General features: G+C 65.1%; 23 protein-coding genes. 8 read left to right on the top strand and 15 right to left on the bottom strand.

All coding sequences use genetic code 11. The features are described from left to right. Positions 1 to 37: 37 nt before the first annotated feature. The 6 genes from BM297_RS19415 to BM297_RS19390 all read right to left on the bottom strand — a co-directional run bounded on the left by BM297_RS19415 (position 38) and on the right by BM297_RS19390 (position 5,898). The gene (locus BM297_RS19415) at positions 38 to 1,090 is read right to left on the bottom strand and encodes a beta-keto acid cleavage family enzyme (protein WP_092434893.1); all 1,053 of its coding nucleotides are present in this window, start codon (positions 1,088 to 1,090) and stop codon (positions 38 to 40) included. Positions 1,091 to 1,171: 81 nt separating this feature from the next. Then, the gene (locus tag BM297_RS19410; RefSeq protein ID WP_092434890.1) at positions 1,172 to 2,020 is read right to left on the bottom strand and encodes a TauD/TfdA dioxygenase family protein; all 849 of its coding nucleotides are present in this window, start codon (positions 2,018 to 2,020) and stop codon (positions 1,172 to 1,174) included. Between the two features lie 13 nt (positions 2,021 to 2,033). Next, complete coding sequence (locus BM297_RS19405; protein ID WP_092434888.1) at positions 2,034 to 3,014, bottom strand: quinone oxidoreductase family protein; 981 nt, start codon at positions 3,012 to 3,014, stop codon at positions 2,034 to 2,036. A 254-nt stretch (positions 3,015 to 3,268) separates the two neighbouring features. Then, complete coding sequence (locus tag BM297_RS19400; protein ID WP_092434886.1) at positions 3,269 to 4,327, bottom strand: beta-keto acid cleavage family enzyme; 1,059 nt, start codon at positions 4,325 to 4,327, stop codon at positions 3,269 to 3,271. Positions 4,328 to 4,373: 46 nt separating this feature from the next. Next, positions 4,374 to 5,222, bottom strand: a complete 849-nt coding sequence (locus BM297_RS19395; protein ID WP_092434883.1) for a TauD/TfdA dioxygenase family protein — start codon at positions 5,220 to 5,222, stop codon at positions 4,374 to 4,376. 220 nt (positions 5,223 to 5,442) lie between these two features. After that, on the bottom strand, positions 5,443 to 5,898 hold the full coding sequence (locus tag BM297_RS19390) for an Lrp/AsnC family transcriptional regulator (RefSeq protein ID WP_092434880.1): 456 nt from the start codon (positions 5,896 to 5,898) through the stop codon (positions 5,443 to 5,445). 135 nt (positions 5,899 to 6,033) lie between these two features. Here BM297_RS19390 and BM297_RS19385 point away from each other — a divergent pair, with 135 nt between their 5' ends. Both BM297_RS19385 and BM297_RS19380 read left to right on the top strand, forming a co-directional pair. Next, positions 6,034 to 9,627, top strand: a complete 3,594-nt coding sequence (locus BM297_RS19385; RefSeq protein WP_092434877.1) for an indolepyruvate ferredoxin oxidoreductase family protein — start codon at positions 6,034 to 6,036, stop codon at positions 9,625 to 9,627. 236 nt (positions 9,628 to 9,863) lie between these two features. Further along, positions 9,864 to 10,487 (top strand): eCIS core domain-containing protein, encoded by a 624-nt coding sequence (locus BM297_RS19380; RefSeq protein WP_245768301.1) that lies wholly within the window; start codon positions 9,864 to 9,866, stop codon positions 10,485 to 10,487. 22 nt (positions 10,488 to 10,509) lie between these two features. Here the strand turns inward: BM297_RS19380 and BM297_RS19375 are convergent, their stop codons facing one another. Both BM297_RS19375 and BM297_RS19370 read right to left on the bottom strand, forming a co-directional pair. Further along, entirely contained in the window at positions 10,510 to 10,863 is a 354-nt protein-coding gene (locus BM297_RS19375; protein WP_092434874.1) for a YkgJ family cysteine cluster protein, read from the bottom strand. Between the two features lie 86 nt (positions 10,864 to 10,949). Next, a complete protein-coding gene (locus BM297_RS19370) occupies positions 10,950 to 11,333 on the bottom strand; it encodes a VOC family protein (RefSeq protein WP_092434871.1) in 384 nt (127 codons plus the stop codon). Between the two features lie 229 nt (positions 11,334 to 11,562). On the opposite strand from BM297_RS19370, the gene BM297_RS19365 reads away from it, so the two are divergent. The 3 genes from BM297_RS19365 to BM297_RS19355 are packed head-to-tail and all read left to right on the top strand — an operon-like array spanning position 11,563 to position 15,765. Continuing rightward, positions 11,563 to 12,228 (top strand): ABC transporter ATP-binding protein, encoded by a 666-nt coding sequence (locus BM297_RS19365; protein ID WP_092434868.1) that lies wholly within the window; start codon positions 11,563 to 11,565, stop codon positions 12,226 to 12,228. Beyond that, positions 12,228 to 14,705, top strand: a complete 2,478-nt coding sequence (locus BM297_RS19360; RefSeq protein WP_092434927.1) for an ABC transporter permease — start codon at positions 12,228 to 12,230, stop codon at positions 14,703 to 14,705. Before BM297_RS19365 ends, BM297_RS19360 begins: the two co-directional genes overlap by 1 nt. Then, positions 14,695 to 15,765, top strand: coding sequence for a lipocalin-like domain-containing protein (locus BM297_RS19355; RefSeq protein ID WP_092434865.1), 1,071 nt, complete (start codon positions 14,695 to 14,697; stop codon positions 15,763 to 15,765). Before BM297_RS19360 ends, BM297_RS19355 begins: the two co-directional genes overlap by 11 nt. Positions 15,766 to 15,796: 31 nt before the next feature. Here BM297_RS19355 and BM297_RS19350 read toward each other — a convergent pair whose 3' ends face one another. Beyond that, positions 15,797 to 16,567: a phytanoyl-CoA dioxygenase family protein gene (locus BM297_RS19350; RefSeq protein ID WP_092434862.1), complete on the bottom strand. Its 771-nt coding sequence runs from the start codon at positions 16,565 to 16,567 to the stop codon at positions 15,797 to 15,799. A 321-nt stretch (positions 16,568 to 16,888) separates the two neighbouring features. On the opposite strand from BM297_RS19350, the gene BM297_RS19345 reads away from it, so the two are divergent. The 3 genes from BM297_RS19345 (at position 16,889) to BM297_RS19335 (ending at position 21,176) form a co-directional block, all read left to right on the top strand. Continuing rightward, positions 16,889 to 17,986: a saccharopine dehydrogenase family protein gene (locus BM297_RS19345; protein ID WP_092434860.1), complete on the top strand. Its 1,098-nt coding sequence runs from the start codon at positions 16,889 to 16,891 to the stop codon at positions 17,984 to 17,986. A 193-nt stretch (positions 17,987 to 18,179) separates the two neighbouring features. Beyond that, positions 18,180 to 19,427 (top strand): alanine racemase, encoded by a 1,248-nt coding sequence (gene alr / locus BM297_RS19340; protein ID WP_092434857.1) that lies wholly within the window; start codon positions 18,180 to 18,182, stop codon positions 19,425 to 19,427. A 66-nt stretch (positions 19,428 to 19,493) separates the two neighbouring features. Then, on the top strand, positions 19,494 to 21,176 hold the full coding sequence (locus tag BM297_RS19335) for a thiamine pyrophosphate-binding protein (RefSeq protein WP_092434854.1): 1,683 nt from the start codon (positions 19,494 to 19,496) through the stop codon (positions 21,174 to 21,176). 249 nt (positions 21,177 to 21,425) lie between these two features. On the opposite strand, the gene BM297_RS19330 is transcribed toward BM297_RS19335, so the two are convergent. The 6 genes from BM297_RS19330 to BM297_RS19325 form a co-directional block, all read right to left on the bottom strand. Continuing rightward, positions 21,426 to 21,797 carry a TFIIB-type zinc ribbon-containing protein gene (locus tag BM297_RS19330; RefSeq protein ID WP_092434851.1) on the bottom strand — a complete coding sequence of 124 codons (372 nt, stop codon included), beginning with the start codon at positions 21,795 to 21,797 and terminating at the stop codon, positions 21,426 to 21,428. A gap of 121 nt (positions 21,798 to 21,918) precedes the next feature. Then, a complete protein-coding gene (locus BM297_RS21690) occupies positions 21,919 to 22,431 on the bottom strand; it encodes a hypothetical protein (RefSeq protein WP_139231090.1) in 513 nt (170 codons plus the stop codon). A gap of 102 nt (positions 22,432 to 22,533) precedes the next feature. After that, positions 22,534 to 22,929 (bottom strand): hypothetical protein, encoded by a 396-nt coding sequence (locus BM297_RS21685; protein WP_139231089.1) that lies wholly within the window; start codon positions 22,927 to 22,929, stop codon positions 22,534 to 22,536. A gap of 561 nt (positions 22,930 to 23,490) precedes the next feature. Then, on the bottom strand, positions 23,491 to 24,219 hold the full coding sequence (locus BM297_RS21680) for a hypothetical protein (protein ID WP_139231088.1): 729 nt from the start codon (positions 24,217 to 24,219) through the stop codon (positions 23,491 to 23,493). Between the two features lie 91 nt (positions 24,220 to 24,310). Next, complete coding sequence (locus tag BM297_RS21675; protein ID WP_139231087.1) at positions 24,311 to 24,748, bottom strand: hypothetical protein; 438 nt, start codon at positions 24,746 to 24,748, stop codon at positions 24,311 to 24,313. 212 nt (positions 24,749 to 24,960) lie between these two features. Further along, a partial coding sequence (locus BM297_RS19325) for a transposase (RefSeq protein ID WP_217648290.1) occupies positions 24,961 to 25,252 on the bottom strand: 292 nt, incomplete at its 5' end.

Raw genomic sequence — 25,252 nt, 5'->3', positions numbered from 1 at the left:
GGGTCGGGAAGCCTCTGGCCCCCCGCCCCTCCCAGGATCAGCCGCGCTGCGGCACGCCCTTCTGCCCCGCCTTGCGGTTCGGCGCCATGCCGTTGGCCAGCAGGGTTTCCTCGATGCTGTCGTACTGCACGCCGATGCGGTAGATCTCGCGCGCTTGCTTGCCGTTGGCCACTTCGCGGCCCAGTTCGTGGGCGACGCGCACGCACTGCTGGATCTGCTCGACCGAGGTCATGCGCTGGCCGTGCTGGCCGACGATGGTGTCCTCGATGCCGCAACGCGGGTGCAGGCCCATGGCCATGGCCATCATGTTGAACGGCAGCACGTTCTTCAGCAGCGACTCGGCGGTCAGGGTGCAACCGTCCGGCGCGCGGTGGATGAAGTTGAAGAAGTTGAACGGGTTGGGGCCGTCGAAGCCGCCGCCGATGCCGATCCAGGTCAGGTTCAGCGGGCCCATGTAGACGCCCTTGCGCACCAGGCGCTCGAGGGTTTCCAGAGCGTGCATGCCGGTCAGCTGGAAGTGCGGCTGGATGCCGTTGGCACACAGGCGCTTGAGGTGCTCGGCGACCCAGGCCGGACCGGCCGGCACGGTCATCTCGCTGTAGGCGGCCTGGTAGGCCGGATTGGCCAGGGAGGTGCCTTCCAGGTATTCCGGATAGAGCAGCTCCATGATGTTCATCTGGGTGGTGTTGATCGCCACGGTGACCTGATCCGGCTTCGGGGTCAGCTCGGCCAGCATGTGGCGGGTGTCGTCGCTCAGCCACTTGGCGGCCTCGCCCTCGCCTTCCGGGGCGAAGGAAATCGAGCCGCCGACCTGGATGATCATGTCCGGCACGGCCTCACGCACGCCGGCGATCAGCTCGTTGAACTTGGACAGGCGCTTGGATCCGGTGCCGTCCAGCTCGCGCACGTGCAGGTGCAGCACTGTGGCGCCGGCCTCGTAGCAGTCGACGGCCTTCTGCACCTGCTCGTCCATGGTCAGCGGGATGTCCTCCGGGAAGTCCTCGGGCATCCACTCCGGGCCGTAAGGAGCGACGGTGATGACCACCTTCTCCATGTTTTCGGGGTGCAGGGAATCGTCGAAGAATTGCATGTTGTGGTCCTCGGTCTTTTTGTTGTTGCCACCCGCCGGGGCGAGCCGGCGGGCGCAAGGTGCGTGCACGTAGGGGGGGAATCAGAAAGTCTTGTCGCCGATGATCCCGGCGCGCTCCATCTTGCGATGGCAGGCCGGGTAGTCCATGACGGCGTAGTGCTGGGTGCTGCGGTTGTCCCAGATCGCCACGCTGTTCGGCTGCCAGCGCCAGCGCACCTGGTACTCGGGGATGTACGCCTGGCTGACTAGGTAGCGCAGCAGCTCGCTGGCGCCGGGGTTGGCGTCCTGGCCGAAGCGCACGCGCTCGGGGGTGTGGTAGTTGCTGAAGTGGGTGGTGAAGGCGTTGACGAACAGTACCTTCTCGCCGGTTTCCGGATGGGTGCGCACCACCGGGTGCTCGGCGTCCGGGTACTGGGCCTTGAGCGCCAGGCGCTTGTCGATCGGCATGGCCGCACCGAAGCTGGCCTCGATGCTGTGGCGGGCGCGCAGGCCCTCGATCTTCGCCTTCACGTCGGCCGGCAGCTTGTCGTAGGCCAGCACCATGTTGGCCCACATGGTGTCGCCGCCCACCGGCGGGCACTCCACGCAGCGCAGCACGCAGCCCAGCGGCGGCGCCTCGCGCCAGGTGGCGTCGGTGTGCCAGGCGTTCTCGTAGCGGTCCATCGGCTGGTCGGGACGCTTGTAGATCTGCACCAGGCCCGGATGCTCCGGGTCGCTGCCGGCCACCGGATGATCCTCCAGCTCGCCGAAGCGGCGGGCGAAGGCCACGTGCTCGGCGCGGCTGATGTCCTGGTCGCGCAGGAACAGCACGCGGTGCCTGAGCAGCTGGGCACGGATCTCGGCGAACAGGCCGTCGTCGTGGATGGCGTCGGCCAGCTTGACGCCGACCAGCTCGGCGCCGATGGCGCAGGTCAGTTGTTCGACTTGCATGGCATTGGCCTCCTCAGATGACGAAGATCGACGATCCGGTGGTCTTGCGCGACTCCAGGTCGCGGTGGGCCTGCACGGCGTCCTGCAGGGCGTAGTGCTGGTTGATCTCGATCTTGATGCGGCCGCTGCCGACGTGGTCGAACAGCTCGCCAGCCAGGTCGGCCTTCTCGGCCGGGTCGGCGATGTAGTCGGCCAGCGCCGGACGGGTCAGGTACAGCGAGCCCTTCATCGCCAGCAGCACCGGGTCGAAGGCCGGGATCGGGCCGGAGGCGGTGCCGACGCAGACCAGCAGGCCGCGGCGCTTGAGCGAGTCCAGCGAGGCCATGAAGGTGCTCTTGCCGACGCTGTCGAACACCACGTTGACGCCCACGCCATCAGTCAGCTCGCGCACGCGCTTGGCGACATCCTCGTGGCTGTAGTTGATGGTGTGGTCGCAGCCGTGGGCGCGGGCCACTTCGGCCTTGGCGTCGCTGGACACGGTGCCGATCACGTTGAGGCCGAGCAGCTTGGCCCACTGCGCGACGATCAGGCCGACGCCGCCGGCGGCGGCGTGCAGCAGGATGGTGTCGCCGGCCTTGAAGTCGTGGATGCGACGCATCAGGTAGGCCGAGGTCAGGCCGCGCATGGTCATCGCCGCGGCGGTCTCGAAGGCGATGGTTTCCGGCAGCTTGATCAGCGGCGCGGCCGGGATCAGGCGCTCGGTCGAGTAGGCGCCGAGGGTGTTGAGGAAGCCGGTGTAGGTGACGCGATCGCCCACCGCCACGTTGGTCACACCCTCGCCCACCGCCTGGACCACGCCGGACGCTTCCACGCCCATGCCGTTGGGCAGAGGGATCGGGTAGGTGCCGTTGCGAAAGTAGGTGTCGGCGTAGTTCAGGCCGACCGCCACATGGCGCAGGCGGACCTGACCGGGGCCGGGCTCGCCGACCTCGACCTCCTCGTAGCGCAGGACTTCGGGACCCCCGGTTTCATAGAAGCGTACGGCTTTGGCCATGTTTGTCTCCCCCAATGCATTCTTGTTGAGCAATACCGCTCGTGTTGTAGGGAATTTAGGGAGTTGCCCCGGCCTGCGCTTCTCATCAGGCGACAGTGACTTTTCATTTCATGACAGTCGCCGTCGATTCACCCGTTGCGCCGCGCCGGACGAAAAAAAGCCGGTGCCTGCGGCAGGTCCGGCGAGTCTCTCGCAGGTCCTGGCGCACGCACCGGCCAAGGTCCGGCCAGTCTCAGCGCTGGCCGTTCAGGGAATCAGCCGTGCTGGGTGAAGCCCACCTGCCCCGGCTTGCGGTTCGGCGCGAAGCCGTTCTTGGCCAGGGTCTCGTCAGCGTCCTTGTAGAAAGTGCCGATCCTGTAGATCTCGCGAGCCTCCTGGCCGTTGGCGATTTCGCGGCCGAACTCGCGGGAAATGCGCACCAGCTGCTCAATCTGCTCGACGGTGGTCATCTTGCGCTCGCGGCGCTGGGTCCAGATGTTGTCCTCGATGCCGCAACGCACGTGCAGGCCCAGGGCCATGGCCATCATGTTCAGCGGCAGGGTGTTGAGCATGGAGGTTTCCAGGGTCAGCACCGAGCCATCCGGGCAGGCACGCACGAAGTTGGCCAGGTTGTAGAGGTTCGGCGCCTCGAAGCCGCCGCCGATGGCCACCCAGGTGAGGATCAGCGGCACGTTGCACACGCCGCGGCGCATCATGCGCTCGACGGTTTCCAGCTGGGCGATGTTGGCCAGCTGGAAGTGGGTCTGGATCTTGTTGGCGGACAAACGCTTGATGTGCTCCTCGACCCACTCCGGACCGGCCGGGATGGTCATCTCGCGGTAGGCGGCGTAGCCGGCGGTACCGACATCCAGCGAGGTGCCCTTGACGTCCGCGGCGCACATCTGCTCGACCACGTTCATCTGGTTGGTGTTGATAGCGATGGTCACCTGGTCCGGGGTCGGCTTGATCTCGGCGAGCATGTGGCGGGTGTCGTCGGACAGCCACTTGGCGACGTCGCCGTCGTTTTCCGGGGCGAAGGAGATCGAGCCGCCGATCTGCAGGATCATGTCCGGGCAGGCTTCGCGGATACCGGCGACCAGTTGGTTGGTGAAGGACAGGCGCTTGGAGCCCTTGCCGTCGGCTTCGCGACCATGCACGTGGAGCACGGTGGCGCCGGCGTTGTAGCAGTCAACGGCCTTCTGGATCTGGGCGTCGAGCGATACCGGAATGTCTTCCGGGAAGTCGGACGGCTGCCATTCCGGGCCGTAGGGCGCGGCGGTGATGACCAGTTTCTGCATGTTTTCGACGAACAGGGACCCATCGAGGAAATTCATGGCGTGCTCCTAAAATTGGTGGGGTTGTGCGTGGTGTTCAGGATGATCAGAAGGGCTTGTCGCCGACGATGGCCGCGCGCTCCATCTTGCGATGGCAGGCCGGGTAGTCCATGACCGCATAGTGCTGGGTGCTGCGGTTGTCCCAGATGGCGATGCTGTTCGGCTTCCAGCGCCAGCGCACCTGGTACTCGGGGATGTACGCCTGGCTGATCAGGTAGCGCAGCAGGTCGCTGCCGCCCATGCTGTAGTCCTGGCCGAAGCGCACGCGCTCCCTGGTGTGGTAGTTGGTGAAGTGGGTGGTGAAGGCGTTGACGAAGAGGATCTTCTCGCCGGTTTCCGGGTGGGTGCGCACCACCGGGTGCTCGGCGTCCGGATACTGCGCCTTCATTGCCAGACGCTGCTCGAGCGGCATGGCGGCGGCGAAGGACGCCTCGAAGCTGTGGTTGGCACGCAGGCCCTCGATCTGCTCCTTGATCTCCACCGGCAGGCGCTCGTAGGCCAGCGCCATGTTCGCCCACATGGTGTCGCCACCGACCGGCGGGCACTCCACGCAACGCAGCACGCAGCCCAGCGCCGGGGTCTCGCGCCAGGTGCCATCGGTGTGCCAGGCGTTCTCGTAGCGGTCGATCGGCTGGTCGGGGCGCTTGTAGATCTGCACCAGGCCCGGCGCCTCCGGATGGGTCGGCGCCATCGGATGGTCCTCCAGCGCGCCGAAGCGGCGGGCGAAGGCCACATGGTCCGGGCGGGAAATGTCCTGATCGCGCAGGAACAGCACCTTGTTCTGCAGCAGCAGGCCCTTGATCTCGTTGAACAGGCCGTCATCGTGGACGGCATCGGCGAGGTTCACGCCGATCAGCTCGGCACCGATACTGCAGGTGAGTGGTTCTACGCGCATCTTGTTGTTCTCCTCAGGCGAAGGTCGTTCGGCCGGACGGGCCGTGAGGAAGAATTTATGAGCGCGCAACGCCGTCGACCTTTCATTCGGCGACAGCGTTTTTTCATTTCATGACTAATCCCCGAGATTTCCCGCGGGATTGCGGCGGGTGTTGACCCAAGTCAGTTTTTGCTCGGGTCATTCGCACGACAACCTGCTGCCTGCGAGGCCAGCCGCCCCCTCACAACGGCAGACTCACCTCGTCCTTCACCTCGCGGAGCACCACGCTGGTGTGCACGCTGGCCACCCCGGGCAGGCGGAAGATGCGCTGCTGCAGCACCTCGTCGTAGGCCTTGATGTCGCTGGTGACCACCTTGATCAGGTAGTCGGCCTTGCCGGTGGTGGCGTAGCAGGCAACGATCTCCGGGGTGGCGGCCACCGCCGCCTCGAACTCGGCGGTCACGTCGCCGGCGTGGCGGCTCAGCGCCACCTCGGCGAACACGCAGTTCTGCAGGCCGACCTTCTCGCGATCCACCAACACCGTGTAGCGGCGGATCACCCCCTCTTCTTCCAGCTCCTTGAGGCGCCGCCAGCAGGGCGTGGTCGACAGGCCGACCTTTTCTGCGAGCTGCTGCATGGTCTGCCGGGCGTCGCGCTGTAGTTCGCGGAGCAGCTGGCGGGCAAACTTATCGAGCATTTCATTCCCCTTAACGACTTATATCGAGTGTATTTTTCTCAAATCTACTGCCATGCAGGAGAAAAGAGAAACAAAAAACTGCGCCCGCTGCGGAACACTATTCCCCACAGAACAACACCGCGCAGGACAACAACAATGACCCATGCGACCGATCGCGCCAGCACCGTGCAGCTGCGCAGCGACTACCAGCTGAGTGACAACCTCAAGGCCACCCGCGGCCAGATCTTCCTCACTGGCACCCAGGCGCTGGTCCGCCTGCCGCTGATGCAGCGCGCCATCGACCGCGAGCGTGGCCTGAACAGCGCCGGCTTCATCAGCGGCTATCGCGGCTCGCCGCTGGGCATGGTCGACCAGGCGCTGTGGAAGGCCAAGCGCATGCTGGCCGACAACCAGATCGAATTCCTCCCCGCGATCAACGAAGAACTCGGCGGCACCGCGGTGCTCGGCACCCAGCAGGTCGAGTCCGACCCGCAGCGCACCGTCGACGGCGTGTTCGCCTACTGGTACGGCAAGGGCCCGGGCGTCGACCGCGCCGGCGATGCCCTGAAGCACGGCCACGCCTACGGCTCCTCGCCCAACGGCGGCGTGCTGATCGTCGCCGGCGACGACCACGGCTGCGTGTCCTCCTCCATGCCGCACCAGAGCGACCTGGCCTTCCAGGCCTGGAGCGTGCCAACCGTTTCCCCGGCGACCATCGCCGAGTACCTCGAGTTCGGCCTGTACGGCTGGGCGCTGTCGCGCTTCTCCGGCGCCTGGGTCGGCTTCACCGCGCTCTCCGAGGTGGTGGAAAGCGGCTCGACCGTCGACCTCGACCGCATCCAGACCCGCTTCGACGCCCCGGTGGACTACACCCCGCCGGCCGGCGGCTTGCACTACCGCTGGCCGGACCTGCCGTCGCTGCAGCTGGAAGCCCGCCAGGCCGACAAGCTCGACGCGGTGCGCGCCTTCGCCAAGAGCAACAGCATCGACAAGACCATCGTCGCCTGCGAGCAGGCGCGCTTCGGCATCGTCACCTGCGGCAAGGCGCACCTCGACTTCCTCGAGTGCCTGCGCCGCCTGGACATCAGCCTTGACGACCTGGCCCGCGCCGGCATCCGCGTCTACAAGATCGGCCTGTCCTTCCCCATCGAACCGAACCGCGCGCTGGACTTCGTGCGCGGCCTAGACGAGGTGCTGGTGATCGAGGAGAAGGCGCCGGTGATCGAGCGCCAGCTGCGCGAACTGCTCTACAACCAGCCGAGCGAGCTGCGCCCGCGCCTGCTCGGCAAGCAGGACGCCGACGGCAAGCCGCTGCTCTCCTCGCTTGGCGAGCTGCGCCCGTCGCGCATCATGCCGGTGCTGGCCGACTGGCTGGCCCGCCTGACCGGCGGCCTGGACCGCCGCCCGCTGGTCCGTGACTTCACTGCGCCGTCGCAGCTGAGCAACCTCGCCGACGCCGTGCGCCGCTCGCCCTACTTCTGCTCCGGCTGCCCGCACAACAGCTCGACCAAGGTGCCAGAAGGCTCGCGCGCCCTGGCCGGCATCGGCTGCCACTTCATGGCCAACTGGATGGACCGCGACACCAGCGGCCTGATCCAGATGGGCGGCGAAGGCGTCGACTGGGCCGCGCACTCGCGCTTCACCCAGGTGCCGCACGTGTTCCAGAACCTCGGCGACGGCACCTACTACCACTCCGGCTACCTGGCGATCCGCCAGTCGATCGCCGCCAAGGCCAACATCACCTACAAGATCCTGTTCAACGACGCGGTGGCGATGACCGGCGGCCAGCCGGTGGACGGCACCATCACCGTCGACGCCATCGCCCAGCAGGTCACCGCCGAGGGCGCGCGCAAGGTAGTGGTACTCAGCGACGACATCGCCAAGTACGACAGCCAACGCAGCCGCTTCCCGGCCAGCACCGCCTTCCACCCGCGCGAGGATCTGGACAAGGTGCAGCGCGAGCTGCGCGAAACCTCCGGCGTCACCGTGCTGATCTACGAACAGACCTGCGCGGCCGAGAAGCGTCGTCGCCGCAAGAAGGGCGAGTTCCCCGACCCGGATCGCCGCCTGTTCATCAACCAGGCGGTGTGCGAGGGCTGCGGCGACTGCGGCGTGGCCTCCAACTGCCTGTCCCTGGTGCCGCTGGAAACCGAACTGGGCCGCAAGCGCCAGCTCGACCAGTCCTCGTGCAACAAGGACTACTCCTGCGTCAACGGCTTCTGCCCGAGCTTCGTCTCGGTCAAGGGCGGCCGCGTGCGCAAGGGCGTCGGCGCCCTGCAGGGCGAGGCCGGCCAGCGCGCCCTCGCCGAGCTGCTGAACAACCTGCCGCGTCCGGCGGCCCACGTGTGGAACGCGCCCTACGACCTGCTGGTCACCGGCGTCGGCGGCACCGGCGTGGTCACCGTCGGCGCACTGATCAGCATGGCCGCCCACCTCGAATTCAAGTCGGCCAGCGTGCTCGACTTCATGGGCTTCGCCCAGAAAGGCGGCGCGGTGCTGTCCTTCGTGCGCCTGGCCGACGTGCCGGAGCGCCTCAACCAGGTGCGCATCGACACCCAGCAGGCCGACGCCCTGCTCGCCTGCGACCTGGTGGTGGCCGCCTCCGCCGACGCCCTGCAGAGCGTCAAGCACGGCCGCACCAGGGTGGTCGCCAACCGCCACGTGCTGCCGACCGCCGAGTTCGTGCAGAACCCGGACGCCAACCTGCAGACCGAAGGCCTGCTGGAGAAGATCCGCCACGCCGTCGGCGAAGCCGGCCTCGACCTGTGCGACGCCCAGAGCCTGGCCCAGCGCGCCCTCGGCGACAGCATCGGCGCCAACATCCTGCTGATGGGCTACGCCTGGCAGGCCGGGCTGATCCCGCTGAGCCTGGAGTCGCTTGAGCGCGCCATCGAGCTGAACGGCGTCGCCGTGCCGATGAACCTGGCCGCCTTCGGCCTCGGCCGCCTGGCCAGCGCCAACCCGCAGGGCCTGCGCCAGCTGCTCAGCCGCAGCGCCGAGGTGGAGGAATTCCGCCTGATCGAGGACTTCGACGAGCTGGTCGCCCACCGCGAGCTGCTGCTCACCGACTACCAGAACGCCGCCTACGCCCGCCGCTTCCGCGCGCTGGTCGACGAGGTGGCGAACGCCGAACGCGCCCTGCTCGGCAAGGACGCCAAGCTGCGCCTGAGCCCGGTGGTGGCACGCGGCTACGCCAAGCTGATGGCCTACAAGGACGAGTACGAGGTGGCGCGCCTGTACAGCGACCCGACTTTCCGCGCCCAGCTGGAAGCGCAGTTCGAAGGCGACTTCAGCCTCGAATTCCACATGGCCCCGCCGCTGCTGTCGCGCCCGGGTCCGGACGGCCGCGCCCGCAAGATCACTCTCGGCCCGTGGCTGCAGAAGGTCTTCCCGCTGCTGGCCAAGGCCAAGGCGCTGCGCGGCAGCGCGCTGGACCTGTTCGGCAAGACCGAGGAGCGCCGCATGGAGCGCCGGCTGATCGAGGAGTACGCCGCACGCATCCGCGAACTGCTGCCGCAGCTGAGCAAAGACAACCTCGACGGCGCCGTGCGCATCGCCGCGCTGGCCGAGGAGATCCGCGGCTACGGCCACGTCAAGCTGGCCAGCGTCGAGCGCGTCAAGGCCCGCGAGGCGCGCCTGCTGCACGACTTCGCCCCGCAGCGCTATGCCAAGCCGCAGAGCCACGTGGAGGCGGTGCCGGTGCAGGTGGTACATATCCAGCCGGCGAAAGCAGAAAAGACCGCCGCCTGAAGCAACGAGCATGTGGACCGGACACTTGATGGCGTGTGTCCGTTTGCCGCCCGCACCGAGAGGTGCGGGCGGTTTTTTTTGTGCTTCGCGAAAGCCCGGGGCCATCGCCAATCAGCGAAAAAGGCGCCAGCCCGGGTGACGAACGCAAGTTGCGGCGGTCCAACCGCTGATTCGACAATGGGCGCGGCGATGCGCCCGTAGCGCCTGCCGATCGTCCTCACCTCGCGGAGCCCTCCTTGCCAACTGTTTTCCTGCGCCATCTTTTCCGCTCAGCGCTGCTGCTGTTCGTCGTCGACAGCGCTGCCGTCGCGTCCGCCTGCCCGGCCGGGCAGCACGAGGTGTGCATGCTCACCTGCTTCTGCGCCCCCGGCACCCGGGAGGAGATGGGCGAGCTCTACGACAGCGTTGGTCAGATGGCCGCCTCCGGGCTGGAGAGCTGGCTGGTGCAGTCGCGCAACACCGCGGCCGCCGGCGATGTGCGGCCGATTCCGCTGAACATCCGCGTCCAGCTCGAAGCCTACTTCGACCTGCAGGTGCTGGAGACCGCCCGCTACAAGGTCGGCGACGCCACGGAGTTCAACGCCGCCAACACCATGCTGCAGAACCCCGACGTGCAGGCCGTCACCCTGGTGGACATCATCGTGTTCCGCAGCGAGGAGGCCGCCCTCAACGACGTCGCGCTCTGGGCCCATGAACTGGTGCACGTGCAGCAGTACCAGCAATGGGGCGTAGCCGAGTTCGCCCGACGCTATACCCGCGACTACGACAGCGTCGAAGCGCCCGGCTACGCGATGCAGAGACGGGTGACTGCCGCGCTGAAGGCCGGCGCGGCGTCTGCCACGCCGGTCGGCAAACCTTGAGAACCCAGGGGCAGCCTGGCCGCTAGACCAGCACCTGGCGGGTGCTGGCAATCAGCTCATGCACCTGCTGCTCCACATTGGCCTCGGTCGGCACCTCGGGGCCGCGCCCGCGGGGGCATGGCAGGCTCGGCGTGGTGCCGAACAGGCGGCAGATCAGCGGGCGCTGTTCGTACACTTCGCAGCCCTGCGGGCCGAGATGCACGCAGTTCCACTCGGCCAGCGCCGCGTCATGCTCGGCGTCGCTTTTCACCGGCAACCGCGACATCTCCTCGGAGGACGCGGTGACCGGCCCGCAGCAATCGTGGCAACCGGGCTCGCAGGCGAACCCCGGGATCTGCCGGCGCAGGTGGTCGATCTTGCGGCTGGTGCAACTCATCGGGCGGTCTCTGCTGAAGTCGCCGCCAGTTTACCTGCCTTACCTGCCCGTGCGGTCAATCGCGCTGGGTGCCGGATCGAAGGGTACTAACCAGCGCTGCCGTAAGGCCGGGTGATGACCTCGAGAAAATGGCCGTCGGGGTCCTCGAAATACACCCCGCGCCCTCCATCGTTGTGGTTGATCTCGCCAGGACGGTGCCTGCCGGGGTCGGCCCAGTACGGCAGGCCCAGGCCACGGATGCGGGCGAAGACCTGGTCGAAGTCGTCTTCGCCGATCAGGAAGGCATAGTGCTGGGAGGAAATCTCGCCGGCGTGCTCGTAGAAATCGAGCGAGACACCGTTGGCGAGCTGGACGACCAGCATCGGCCCGAAGCGGCTGGGGCTGGGCAGGCCGAGGAGTTCCGTGAGGAAGGTCGCCGACCGCTGCTTGTCGCGGCACCAGACGATGGTGTGGTTCAGCTGCACGCTCATGTTGGGCACCTCCCCGTCGCGTCACCGGTGCCTTCGATTCTGGTGCAGTCGGCCCTGCCTGTGAAGGTGCGGCCCTGCCTCGGCAGCCCCGGCGATACGCCGCCGCGTTCTTCACCCGGCAGTTCGGCCGCCTGGCGCGATGCCAGGCGCGGATCGGCGCCGGCCGTCATCACCTTCGCGGCGGCCCGCCCAGCTATCCTTCTCACTCCAGCGTGCAGGAGTTCCGCACATGCTGATCGTCGAGAATGTGCGCAAGTCGTTCGCCACCGCCCAGGGCAGCCTGCCGGTGTTGCGCGGGGTCGATCTGCAACTGCCGACCGGCACCAGCCTGGCGCTGATGGGCGAGTCCGGCAGCGGCAAGAGCACCCTGCTGCACCTGATCGCCGGGCTGGAGCGCGTCGACAGCGGGCGCATCCTGGTCGACGGCGTGCCCCTGCAGGGGCGCCGCGAAGCGGAGCTGGCGCGCTGGCGGCGCGAAGGCATCGGCCTGGTGTTCCAGCAGTACAACCTGATCGGCAGCCTCGACGTGGCGGCCAACCTGGCCTTCCAGGCGCGCCTGGCCGGGCGCCACGACCCGGCCTGGGTCGCCTATCTGGCCGAGCGTCTGGGGCTGGCGGCCTTGCTGGCGCGCTATCCCGAGCAGCTCTCCGGCGGCCAGCAGCAGCGCGTGGCCATCGGCCGGGCGCTGGCGACGCGGCCGCCGCTGCTGCTCGCCGACGAGCCGACCGGCAACCTGGATGAAGCCAGCAGCGAAGCGGTGCTCGAGCTGCTGCTGGCGCTGGTCGGCGAGGCGGGCAGCAGCCTGCTGATGGTCACCCACAGCGCGCGCCTGGCCGCGCGTCTGGGTCGCACCCTGTACCTGCGCCAGGGCCGCGTCCAGCCCTTGGGGGCATGATGGCCATGCTGCGCATCAGCCTGCTGGCACTGCTCAGTCACTGGCGACGGCATCCGTTGCAGTTCTTCAGCATCCTCACCGGCCTGTGGCTGGCCACCGCCTTGTGGACCGGCGTGCAGGCGCTCAACAGCCAGGCCCGCGCCGATTACGCGCGCGCCAGTGCGCTGCTGGCCGGGCCGGCGCAGGCCCAGCTGGTGGCGCGCCGGGGCGAGCGCTTCGACCAGGCGGCGTACGTGCAGCTGCGCCGCAGCGGCTGGCCGGTTTCGCCGGTGCTGGAAGGACGCCTGCGTTTTGCCGGTGCGGAGCCGCTCAGCGTCAGACTGCTCGGTATCGAGCCACTGAGCCTGCCGCCGGGCACCCAGCTGGCCGGACAGCCCGCTCGCATGCCGGATCTGCGCGCGTTCATCGGCACGCCGGGCCAGGCCTGGATCGCCGCGGACACCCTGCAGCGCCTCGGCCTGCAGCCCGGCGAGCGGGCAGTCAGCGGCGACGGCCAACGCCTGCCGCCCTTGCAGGTGCACGAGCAACTGGCGCCCGGAGTGATCGTCGTCGACATCGGCCATGCGCAGACGCTGCTGCAGGCACCGGGACAGCTCTCGCGCCTGCTGCTGCCGGCGGATTTCGCGGCGCGGCCGCCAGCGCTGCCGGCCGAGCTGGCCGCGCTGCTGCAGCTGCAACCGGCGAGCGCCGGCGACGACCTGCAGCGCCTGACCGACAGCTTCCACCTCAACCTCAGCGCCCTCGGCCTGCTGGCCTTTCTCGTCGGCCTGTTCATCGTGCATGCCGCCATCGGCCTGGCCCTGGAGCAGCGCCGCGGCCTGCTGCGCACCCTGCGCGCCTGCGGGGTGAGCCTGCGCGGGCTGATCGGCGCGCTGGCCGTGGAGCTGGGCCTGTTCGCCCTGCTCGGCGGCCTGGCCGGGGTGGCCTGCGGCTACCTGCTGGCCAGCCTGCTGCTCGACGATGTCGCGGCCAGCCTGCGCGGCCTGTATGGCGCGGAAGTCGCCGGGCAATTGAGCCTGGCGCCGCAGTGGTGGCTGGCCGGGATCGCCATGAGCCTGCTCGGCGCGCTGCTGGCCGGGGCCAACAGCCTGTTGCGCGCCGCCCGCTTGCCGCTTCTCGCGCTGGCGCAGCCGCAGGCCTGGCGCGCGGCACAGAGTCGCTGGCTGCGCCGCCAGGCGCTGCTGGCCGGCGTGCTCGGGCTGCTGGCGGCCGCCAGCTGGCGGTTCGGCGACAGCCTGCTCGGCGCCTTCGCACTGCTCGCCGCCCTGCTGCTGGCGGCGGCCTTGTTGCTGCCGGCCCTGCTCGACGCCGCGCTGGCCCTGCTGGCCCGGCATTGCCGCGGACCGCTGGCCGAGTGGTTCGTGGCCGACAGCCGCCAGCAACTGCCGGCGCTGGCGCTGGCGTTGATGGCCCTGCTGCTGGCGCTGGCCGCCAGCGTCGGGGTCGGTAGCATGACCGAGGGCTTTCGCCAGACCTTCGTCGGCTGGCTCGACCAGCGCCTGTCCGCCGACCTGTACCTGACCCCGCGCGATACCGCGCAGGCGCTGGACATCGGTACCTGGCTCGCCGACCGGCCGGGCGTCGACGCGGTCCTGCCGAGCTGGCGAGTCGACCTGCGCCTGCAGGGCTGGCCGGTGCAGCTGCAGGGCATCGTCGACCACCCCAGCTACCGCCAGCACTGGCCACTGCTCGAGCAACGCGCCGACGCCTGGACGCAACTGGCCGCCGGCCAGGGCGTCATGCTCAGCGAGCAACTGGCGCGGCGTCTCAAGCTGCGGCTGGGCGACCGCCTGGCGCTGCCGGGCGCCGAGGGCGAGCAACCGCTGAGCGTGGTGGGGCTGTACGCCGACTACGGCAATCCCAGGGGGCATCTGCTGGTGAACGCCGAGTGGCTGCGCCGCCACTGGCGCGAGGCGCGGCTGGTCAATCTCAGCCTGCGCCTGCAGCCGGGGCAGGTCGCAACGCTCAAGGAACAGCTCGAACAGCGCTATGGCCTGGACGCCACGCGGCTGAGCGAGCAGGCCACGCTGAAGCGCTGGTCGGCCGCGGTGTTCGAGCGCACCTTCGCCGCCACCGCCGCGCTCAACAGCCTGACCCTGCTGGTCGCCGGCGTGGCCCTGTTCATCAGCCTGCTGACCCTTGGCCACAGCCGCCTGAGCCAGCTGGCGCCCCTCTGGGCGCTGGGCGTCAGCCGCACGCGGCTGGCCTGGCTGAGCCTGGGACAGACGCTGCTGCTGGCCAGCCTGACCGTGCTGCTGGCGATGCCGCTGGGCGTGCTGCTGGCCTGGTGCCTGGTGGCGGTGGTCAACGTGCAGGCCTTCGGCTGGCGCCTGCCGCTGCATGTGTTTCCCGCTCAGCTGCTGCAGCTGGGCCTGCTCGGCCTGCTCACCAGCCTGCTCGCCGCCGCCGGGCCGCTCTGGCAACTGGCGCGGCGCCAGCCCGCCGAGCTGCTGAGGCAATTCGCCGATGAACGCTAGGCATGCCCTGCTCCTCGGCGCGCTCATGCTGGGAGCCTGCGACCAGGCGCCGGAGCCATCCGCCGGTTTCGCCGGCCTCGGCGCGGAGGCCGCCGCCTTCACCCAGGTCGAGCGGGGACGGCCGCTGCAGTTCCCGGCCGACCACGGCGCCCATCCCGGCTACCGCATCGAGTGGTGGTACGTCACCGCCAACCTCAGCGACGCGCAGGGCCGCGACTGGGGCGTGCAGTGGACGCTGTTCCGCTCGGCGCTGCGCCCGGGCCCCGACGAGCCCGGCTGGAACAGCCCCAACCTGTGGATGGGCCACGCTGGCCTGACCAGTCCGTTCGGCCATCAGTCCGGCGAAACCCTGGCTCGCGGCGGCATCGGCCAGGCCGGCGTCGAGGCGCAGCCCTTCCGCGCCTGGATCGACGACTGGTCGCTGCACAGCACCGCCGGCGAAGGTCTGCAGCATTTGCAGATGCAGGCCTCCGGCAGGGATTTCCGCTACCGCCTGCAGCTCGACAGCGACGGCCCGCTGGTGCTGCACGGCGAGCAGGGCTACAGCGTGAAATCCGGCCAGGGCCAGGCGTCCTGGTACTACAGCCAGCCGTTCTACCGGGTCAGCGGCGAGATCGAGCGCGCGGGTCAGCGCTACGCGGTCAGCGGCCAGGCCTGGCTGGATCGGGAGTGGAGCAGCCAGCCGCTGGCCGCCGATCAAAAGGGCTGGGACTGGTTTTCCCTGCACCTGGACGGTGGCAGCAAGCTGATGCTGTTCCGCGTGCGTCAGGCTGACGGCCAGCACTACCGCGCCGGCACATGGATCGCCGCCGACGGTCGCAGCCAGGCGCTGCGCGGTGAACAGATCCAGCTCGACGAACAGGCCTGGACGCGCCAGGCCAACGGCCGCAAGGTGCCGACCCGCTGGCGCGTGCAGGTTGCCGATCACGGCGTGGATGTGCAGGTCGAGGCCATCCAGCCGCGCGCCTGGATGGGAACCTCGTTTCCCTACTGGGAAGGACCGGTACGCCTCAAGGGCAGCCCCGGCGGGCGCGGCTACCTGGAAATGACCGGCTACTGAACAGCGGGTTGCCAATGGCACCGGCAACCGCTCAGTCGTATTCGGCTTCCTCGTGCTCGCCCAGCAGGCGCCGTTGCCGGGGCGTGGCGGCAGCCAGCACCGCGGGATTGAAGCGCCAGAGCAGGTAGGGCGAGAACTTCTGCGCCACCATGCGCCGACCGTAGTGCACCTGCAGCAGGTAGCGCGTGCGGTCGCGGGTCAGATTGTTGCTGCCGGCGTGCCACAGCTCGCTGCGAAACATCAGCACGTCGCCGGCCCGGCACAGCACCGGCTGCAGGGTACGGCCCTGCCAGTGGCTTTCGCCGGCTGTGGGCGGCCGCCCGGCGCGGTGGCTACCGGGGATCACCCGGGTGGGGCTGAGGTCGGCATCGATGTCGTCGAGGTAGAGATGCGCGGTGCAGATCTGCATCGGCAACTCGAAGGCAGGATCGGCCAGCAGGCTTGGCGGCAGCTCCATCACCAGGTAGTCCAGATGCAGTGCGGCGCCGACGAAGCCGGGATGGCTGCGCCAGGCGGTCTGGCCGATGATGTGACAATCGGCGCCGAGAGCGGCCTCGGCCAGCTCGATGATCCCGCCGAGATCGAGAAACGGCAGCCACAGCGGGTCGCGGTTGAATACGCACTTGTAGTGGTCGCACAGGCCGCTGTAGTCCCAGTGCTGGGGTTCGAGGTGGTCGATCGCCGTGCGCAGGGTGCTGATCTGGCCAGCATCCAGCACCCCCGGCAGCAGTACGAAACCGTCGCGGTGCAAGGCCTGCAGACGGCTGGCGGTCAGGGATGCCAAGAGTTCACTGCTGGCCATGCGCTGCCCCCGGATGATGCGGATAGCTTCAGGTCATGCTGGCACTGCAGCGGAGGTTTGGCCAGAGTCATTGGCCGGCCGGAAGGGGCGTGGATCACGCCCGCGATGCGGTGGCTGCCGCCTGAGCAAGGCGCCAGTTCAACCACCTCGGCCAGCGAAGCCGGAAAAATCTGCCTCGCCTGCGCACTTGCGACAGATTGTCCGTCAGTCTCGTCAGATTGACTTGTTGCGTCATCGAAACGCGGCTTTTTACGTCTTATCGACGAACAGACGCCCCACCTAGACTGGCTCCGTATTCAACCGAACCCGGAGACAACAACAATGAACGTACTCCTGCTTGGCGCTGGTCACATCGGCTACACCATCGCTCAACTGCTGAACAACACCGGTGACTACAAAGTGCTAGTAGCCGACCGCGACCGCAGCTCGCTGGGCGCCATTGCCGAACTGGGTATCGCCACCCTGGAGCTGGATTCGGCTGACGGCGCCGCCCTGGAAAAGGCCATGGCCGACCAGGACGCCGTGCTCAACGCCCTGCCGTACCACATGGCCATCGGCGTGGCCAAGGCGGCCAAGAACACCGGCACCCACTACTTCGACCTGACTGAAGACGTGCACGCCACCAAGACCATCATGGAGCTGGCCAAGGACGCCAAGACCGCGTTCATGCCGCAGTGCGGCCTGGCACCGGGCTTCATCGGCATCGCCGCCCACTCGCTGGCCGCCCGCTTCGACAGCGTGCGCGAAGTGAAGATGCGCGTCGGCGCCCTGCCCGAGTTCCCGACCAACTCGCTGAAGTACAACCTGACCTGGAGCGTCGACGGCCTGGTCAACGAGTACTGCCACCCGTGCGAGGCGATCCGCAATGGCCGCCTGCAGCTGGTGCAGCCGATGGAAGGCCTGGAGCACTTCTCCCTCGACGGCGTCGAGTACGAAGCCTTCAACACCTCCGGCGGCCTGGGCACCCTGTGCGACACCCTGAGCGGCAAGGTCGAGACTCTGGACTACAAGACCGTGCGCTACCCGGGCCACCGCGACCTGATGAAGTTCCTCCTCGAGGACCTGCGTCTGGCCGGTAACCAGGACAAGCTCAAGGACATCCTGCGCGGCGCCGTGCCGACCACCATGCAGGACGTGGTGCTGGTGTTCGTCACCGTCAACGGCCTGAAGGACGGCAAGCTGGTGCAGGAAGTGTTCAGCCGCAAGATCTTCGCCAACATGCAGGGCGGCCGCCTGACCAGCGCCATCCAGATCACCACCGCAGCCGGCATCTGCGCCGCCCTGGACCTGTTCCGCGCCAAGCGCCTGCCGCAGTCCGGCTTCATCAGCCAGGAGCAGGTGTCCCTGGACGACTTCCTCGCCAACCGCTTCGGCAAGGCCTACCAGGAACACGCCGACGAGGCCCGCGAGGCGGCCTGAGTCAGCCCCCTGCCCGCTTCGGCGGGCAGTTGTTCCGTTTGATTCCTTTGCAATACCCGCAGGGGGCGCCTGGCGCCCCGGGGGATGGGCTGCGCCCTGCGCACCCTGCGGGCTCACTGCCCCGGCCGGAAACCGGCCGGGGCAGTCTCATACCCGCTGGCTCCTACAAGAACAACGCCAAGGAGATTCAAGGATGTTCAAGCGCAGCACCCTCGCCGCCGCCATATCCCTCACCCTGCTCGCCGGTCATGCACTGGCTGCGCCCACCCTGATCAACGCCACCGGCGCCGCCGACGCCGCCAGTGCCACGGCGCAGTCCGCCAACGCCTGGATCGAGGTCGACAAGGTCGCCTTCGAAAGCAATATCGCTGCACTGAAGAAGCACGTCGGCGCCAAGACGCAGATCTGCGCGGTGATGAAGGCCGACGCCTACGGCCACGGCATCGACCTGCTGATGCCCTCGGTGATCGCCAGCGGCATCCCCTGCATCGGCGTGGCCAGCAACGAAGAAGCGCGCATCGCCCGTGAAAATGGCTTCAATGGCCGGCTGATGCGCGTGCGCACCGCCACCCTGGGCGAAGTCCAGGGCGCCCTGCAGTACGACATGGAAGAACTGGTCGGCGACCTCGAGTTCGCCGAGAAGGTCGCCGAAGCCGCCCGTGCCGAGGGCAAGACCCTGCGCATCCACCTGGGCCTGAACTCCGCCGGCATCAGCCGCAACGGCCTGGAAATGAGCACCACCGAAGGCAAGCTGGCCGCCGTGGACATCGTCAACATGCCGGGCCTGCAGGTAGCCGGGATCATGACCCACTTCCCGGTCGAGGATCGCGAGGAAGTGCTCAAGGGCCTGGCCAAATTCAAGGAAGAGTCCGCCTGGGTCATCGAGCACGGCAAGCTGGATCGCAGCCAGCTGGTGCTGCACTGCGCCAACTCCTTCGCCACCCTGTCGGTGCCGGAAGCCAATCTGGACCTGGTCCGCCCGGGCGGCGCGCTGTACGGCGACACCATCCCGTCCTTCACCGAATACCGCCGGGTGATGAACTTCAAGTCGCGCGTCGCCTCGGTCAACGAATACCCGGCCGGCAACAAGGTCGGCTACGACGGCACCTACACCCTGAGCCGCGACTCGCGCCTGGCCAACATCTCGGTGGGCTACTCCGACGGCTACCGCCGCCTGTTCACCAACAAGGCCGCGGTGCTGATCAACGGCCATCGCGCTCCGGTGGTGGGCAAGGTGTCGATGAACACCCTGATGGTCGACGTCACCAACATCCCCGACGTGGCTCCGGGCGCCGAGGTGGTGCTGTTCGGCAAGCAAGGCAGCGAGGAGATCACCCAGGGCGAGCTGGAAGAGTTCAACGACGCCCTGCTCGCCGACCTCTACACGGTGTGGGGCAACTCCAATCCGAAGTTCCTCAAACCGCAACAGGCGGCGCAGTAACGCGACCGACCTCAGCCATCTACGGGCGCCTCGCGGGCGCCCGTTTTGCATGCGAAGGAGTGACCCGTGAATTCCGTTATCAAACCCCGCAGCGGCGGCCAGATCCTGGTTGACGCCCTGCTGCTCAACGGTGTGCAGCGCGCCTTCTGCGTGCCCGGCGAAAGCTACCTGGCGGTGCTCGACGCCCTGCACGACGCGCGCGAACGCATCGACCTGGTGGTGTGCCGCCAGGAAGGCGGCGCCGCCTACATGGCCGAGGCCCATGGCAAGCTCACCGGCCAGCCGGGCATCTGCTTCGTCACCCGCGGCCCGGGCGCCACCAACGCCTCGGTGGGCGTGCACACCGCCTTCCAGGATTCGACGCCGATGCTGCTGTTCATCGGCCAGGTGGCCCGCGACCAGCTCGGCCGCGAGGCCTTCCAGGAAGTCGACTACCGGCAGATGTACGCCCCGCTGGCCAAGTGGGTGGTGCAGATCGACGACGCCCGGCGCCTGCCGGAGCAGCTGGCCCAGGCCTTCCAGCGCGCCATCAGCGGTCGCCCCGGCCCGGTGGTGGTGGTGCTGCCGGAAGACATGCTCACCGACGTGGTCGAGGTGGCCGACGCCCTGCCCAGCCGGCGCATCGACAGCCACCCGGCGCCCAACCAGCTGCGCGAGATGCAGGCCCTGCTGGACAAGGCCCAGCGCCCGCTGCTGGTGCTCGGCGGCGGTGGCTGGACTGCCGCCGCGGTCGCCGACATGCGCGCCTTCGCCGAACGCCAGCGCCTGCCGGTCGCGTTGTCGTTCCGCCGCCAGGACCTGTTCGACAACCGCCACCCGCACTACGCCGGCGACCTCGGCCTGGCTGCCAGCGCAGAACTGCGCGAGGCCGTACAACAGGCCGACCTGTTGCTGGTGGTCGGCAGTCGCCTCGGCGAGATCAGCAGCAGCGGCTACAGCCTGCTGGACATCCCCACCCCCAGGCAGACCCTGATCCACGTCCACGCCGGCTTGGAAGAACTGGGCCGCGTCTACCAGCCAGCGCTGGCCATCGTAAGCAGCCCGGCCGCCTTCGCCGCCCAGGCCGCCGCCCTGCCCGTCGTGAACGGCCGGCGCCACACCGCCTGGATCGAGGAACTCAACCAGAACTACCGCAGCAATCTCGACTGCCCGCCCTCGCCCGGCCCGGTGCAGATGGGCGAGATCATGGCCTGGCTGCGCGAACACCTGCCCGAGGACAGCATCCTCTGCAACGGCGCCGGCAACTACGCGGTGTGGCTGCATCGCTTCTACCAGTACCCGGGCTTCCGCACCCAGCTGGCGCCCACCAACGGCTCCATGGGCTACGGCGTGCCGGCGGCCATCGCCGCCGCACTGGCTGCGCCCGGGCGCACGGTGCTGAGCTTCGCCGGCGACGGATGCTTCCTGATGAACGGCCAGGAGCTGGCCACCGCCATCCAGCACGACGCGCGGGTGATCTTCATCGTGGTCAACAACGGCATGTACGGCACCATCCGCATGCACCAGGAGCGCCACTACCCCGGCCGGGTCAGCGGCACCGAACTGCACAACCCGGACTTCGCCGCCCTGGCCCAGGCCTACGGCCTGTACGCCGAGGTGGTCGAGCACACCGGCGACTTCCCCGGCGCCTTCACCCGCGCCCGTATGGCCGGCAAGGCGGCGCTGCTGGAGATCCGCGTCGATCCGCAGGCGCTGACTCCGCGGCAGAGTCTGGAGCAGATCCGCGAGCAGGCGTTGCGGGGGCGCTGAAATAGATCGGGCGGCCTGCGGGCTGCCCGTTTTTCACTGAGGAATCAACTTCTACGGGTGACTGGCAGCTTCACGGACGATAGAAATAACCTGCCCACATTTATTTGGAATGGCGGCGACATTCTCTGCCTTGTCAAACTGCCACTGCATCTGAAATGGCCTATAACGATCAAGCTAAAAGACTCGCAAAAGCAGCTTTTGCGAGTCCAGTGAGCGGAGCGAACGGCGTTGAATGCTGTTGCCAGGGGGCTAACCCCGAGCAGTTAAAGAAAAACGCTTGATAAAATCGCTAAAGGTAAACTTTGCCAGATCACGGAATTCTCCAGCATCAAAGAAGCTACCAAAACAGTTCGGGCAACGCTCGAACCATATGTGTGGCTGACCTGGATCAACCATGCGCGTCATCGGGCTGTTTGGGCACACCGGGCAGTTTACACGATCAATCTTGTTATGAGTCTCACCCACCTCCGGGCTGCCAATATCAAGAATATTGGCGTAAGACTTGAGGTCTTCATGCTCAAGCATGTCAAACCAAAGTCCTTTGCAAGAAACGCAGCGATCAATAACGCCGTCTTGAGTTGGGACCTTTTCCATATTCGATTTGCATTTTGGGCACTGCATATACTTTCCTTGTGTGTTGGTGTGTGGATGACTGGCTCTAGAGGCTAGCGTTTGGTTAAGGGGCGGGCTTTAGCCCGCCCCACTGAGCGATGCGAACGATTTTAACCATTTATTAGCAATTTTATTGGCTATTACTGCCACTTTGCGGTGATGAATCCCTCAAGGAAAATGGAATTTTAGCCAATAAGTACAACCCCAGATTACCCATCAGCAGAAGAAGAAAACTTACAGCACCAAGCCATAGTTCACTTTCTAAGCTGGCGCGATACAGCGCCCGAGCACCACGACCATACTGTATCTCAGGGAAAGTGGTTGACCATATATTTAATGCTAGCCAGTAAAAAAATACAAATAATGCGCCACCAAATATGAGGCACCCATACCATTCAAATACCTGAATTAGCGCAATGTCCTCTTTGTTCAGCAGGGAGTAAATAACTGTACTGATCAGACAGAATATCATTGAGAGGCTCAAGCCAGAGGCTGCTGCCGTGTTAATTCCTGAAGAAATTCCTTGGGAAGACGGCGTTAGATTGACAAAAAAATATAGCTCACTAATGACTGGGAGGTTTCCTATGGCATGTCCAAAAATTATTGCAATGATCGTTAATTTGACAATTTTACGGGCCAACATTTAACCACCCTATATATGCATCAGCCAGTGGCCGCCAACGCTTTGTTAAATGGCGGGATTTAGGCCGCCCCAGTGAGCGAAGCGAGCGATTTTAACTATTTTTCAGGATGCAACCTCACAAAACTTTGCCAAGTATAAAAGATGTGCTGTGGCGATTACTGGACCGGCGAACACGGCAAGAATAATATAATTACCCGTGCTAGTCAGAATTCCAACACCACAAGCAGAAAGCCCCATTAAAACACCAAGCCATTGTGTTGGCCGCCCAGGCCATTTCCCCTCTTTTTTATATGCATAGCGCGCTAAATTTGCTAGCGAAACTACGCCCCACGCCCCGCAGATTGTAATTAATGCGGCTGCCGGCCAATCACCACTATTGAATGGATGAAAAAACAAAGCAGTCAACGATGCTGGCAAGAACAGTATTCCCAGGGCAAGAAGAGTGATCGCTGGTCCACAAAGAATAACTAACTCTATGGATAATATGATGCGGCTCAACGTGTCATCCTAACGTAAAAGTGATGGGCAGCCGGAGCGCGAATCGCGGAGGGAGCCCGAAAGCGCAGCTTTTTGACTATCCCTCTCGACTGCCGGCCTATGCAGCTTAGCTTTGCCAGTGATAAACACTCGTAATTTTCTCACTGTTATCGAAGCAGACGCGCAAGTAGTCAGTATCGATTTTCAAGCCCGAACAGTAGCCAAGCTCGTAGTCAAGACAGTTGTTCTTTGCTGGCCGCGTAGGCTCACCGATTAGGCCTGTGACTTTTGTTTTGGACGTTTCCATTACCAAGTGATTTTTCTCCAAATCTCGGTACATCGGGCCGCGGAGACAAGCCATCTCTTTGTCTAAGCAGTCTTGATCGTTCTTGCAACTCAGCGCGGAAGACCAGACTGTACGGTCAAAGCTATTCCCCATGAATGGTAGGTCGTGAAAGACAAAACGGAGAATTGGCTTCCAAAACAGAACAAGCAGCACGAGCAACACCGCAGAGGAAATAGCGGACCACTTCATGATTCTGAGAAATCGCGACATCGGACCCTCAAAACGCATAACTATAATTATACATTTTCAACTGGTTCTATTTTGTGAATTTGTTGTGGGGCTATGAGCTTTCCGCCCGCATTGAAGCATGTGTTAGCAATTGATGCCGCATCGATAAATGTCTCGCCATTTTCAATCAGGTGGATATACCACAGCACACAAGGTAACTCGTATCCCGATGATTGCTCAACGAATGAAACTATGTATGGCTTGGTGATTTTTTTATAGCGCTCGACAAGTAGGTGGTAGTTTTCCCCCAATAGCGATCCTGCAATATCTTCCACCATTTCAGGAGCCTCTATGTAGCTATGATTGGCTCCTGGCGCATGAATAGCTACGTCTTTGAATAAAACTGCAAATGGCCCTTCATCTGCCTTAGTTTGCTTGCCTGCCAAGGATAGTGAGAATGGATTTCTTCCGGAGTGAGCAAGGCCATCGACCAAAGAAGCTAGAGTGGCTTTAAGCTTTGGTTTCATTACGCTTTTTGGAAGAATTCCGTCTAGGTGAAAAGAGGCGGGACTGTCCACTCTTGTGCCGTGAAACCAAATTGTTTTGAAATCATCAATTGGTGAGCCAATCTTGAGGAAAATCTGCTGGTAGATGTGTGTGCTTGGGCTTTGGCTAGTATCTTGATATGGGGGTAGGGTTTTCAATGCTCCTATAAGCGTTGTTTCATCCGTATTAAATATTCGGCTGACCGAGGCTTTTGCTGATTCATAGCTAGAGCAATCTAAGGTTATGTGCATTCTGCTGGCTCAAGTGGAAATTTATAACGTTTGGTTAAGGGGCGAGCTTTAGCCCGTCCCAGTGAGCGAAGCGATCGATTTGAACCAGTTGTTAGACATTGCTTGCTCGTTTGCCTCTAAGGGCTTCGAAGATACCCATAGAGAGTTTTGGTCTATAAGGTTTTTCTTGATATGACATGAGGCTTAGTTTTATTAAGCTTCCCAAAAAATATAGCCCAAAAACTATGGTGAGAGTGGTTGCTAACAATCCGCTTGAGATAAGTGGTATTGTGAATTCGCCGTCGCGAGCAACAATTAATAGTGAACCAATTATTGCTCCAGCGGCAAGACCTATAAGAACCAATGAAACAATCAGGTCAAATATGGCCAAGGAAGTATTTTTTGATAAATCAAGTGATAGTTTTCTGTAGATAAAGTATAGGGCCGGGGGCAGTAGCAGGAGTAACCAGGGCGCGAGCAAATATGATACGACCAGAACCATAAAGGGGGTTGCTGCTGCGACGGTACGATCCTTCGTTGAGGTGTTCACGTAATTTACCTGCAATGTCTAACGAAGCTGTAGAAAAACCCAGAAAACACCACTGCCACCTCCCCGCGCCGCGATTTTTTGCGTGCGGCCGGGGTGGGTGATCAACAGGGTGTTCGGGAGTCTCTGGATTGAAAGTCGGCCCGGTTGACGCCCATGCAGGGCTGGCAAGCCCTGGCGATGGGCGCGGTCGGCTCGGTTGCGGGGGACGGCATTCATCGCCAGGCCCCGTGGGTAGCCAGTTTCTCGATGTTGTGGGTCAGGCAATAGAGTTTCCATTGCCCGTCCACGCGCTCCCGGCCCCGCAGCGTGAAGCGGTCCAGGCGCTTGTTGTGGCGCAGGTTGCCGAACACCGGTTCCACCGTGGCGAAGCGCCGGGTGATCATCTCGCGCCCCTGCGGACTGTCGATGCGCTGGCGCATCTGCTCCAACGGGTCGTCCATCTGCCGGACTCTGGGCAGGAAAAACGCCACTTGGCGCGTGGCGGTTTTCAGTGGGGTACGCAAG

The sequence above is a fragment of the Geopseudomonas sagittaria genome, assembly GCF_900115715.1.
In the GTDB taxonomy this organism is placed as follows: Bacteria; Pseudomonadota; Gammaproteobacteria; order Pseudomonadales; family Pseudomonadaceae; genus Geopseudomonas; species Geopseudomonas sagittaria.
This window is presented reverse-complemented; position numbering and strand designations above follow the sequence as displayed.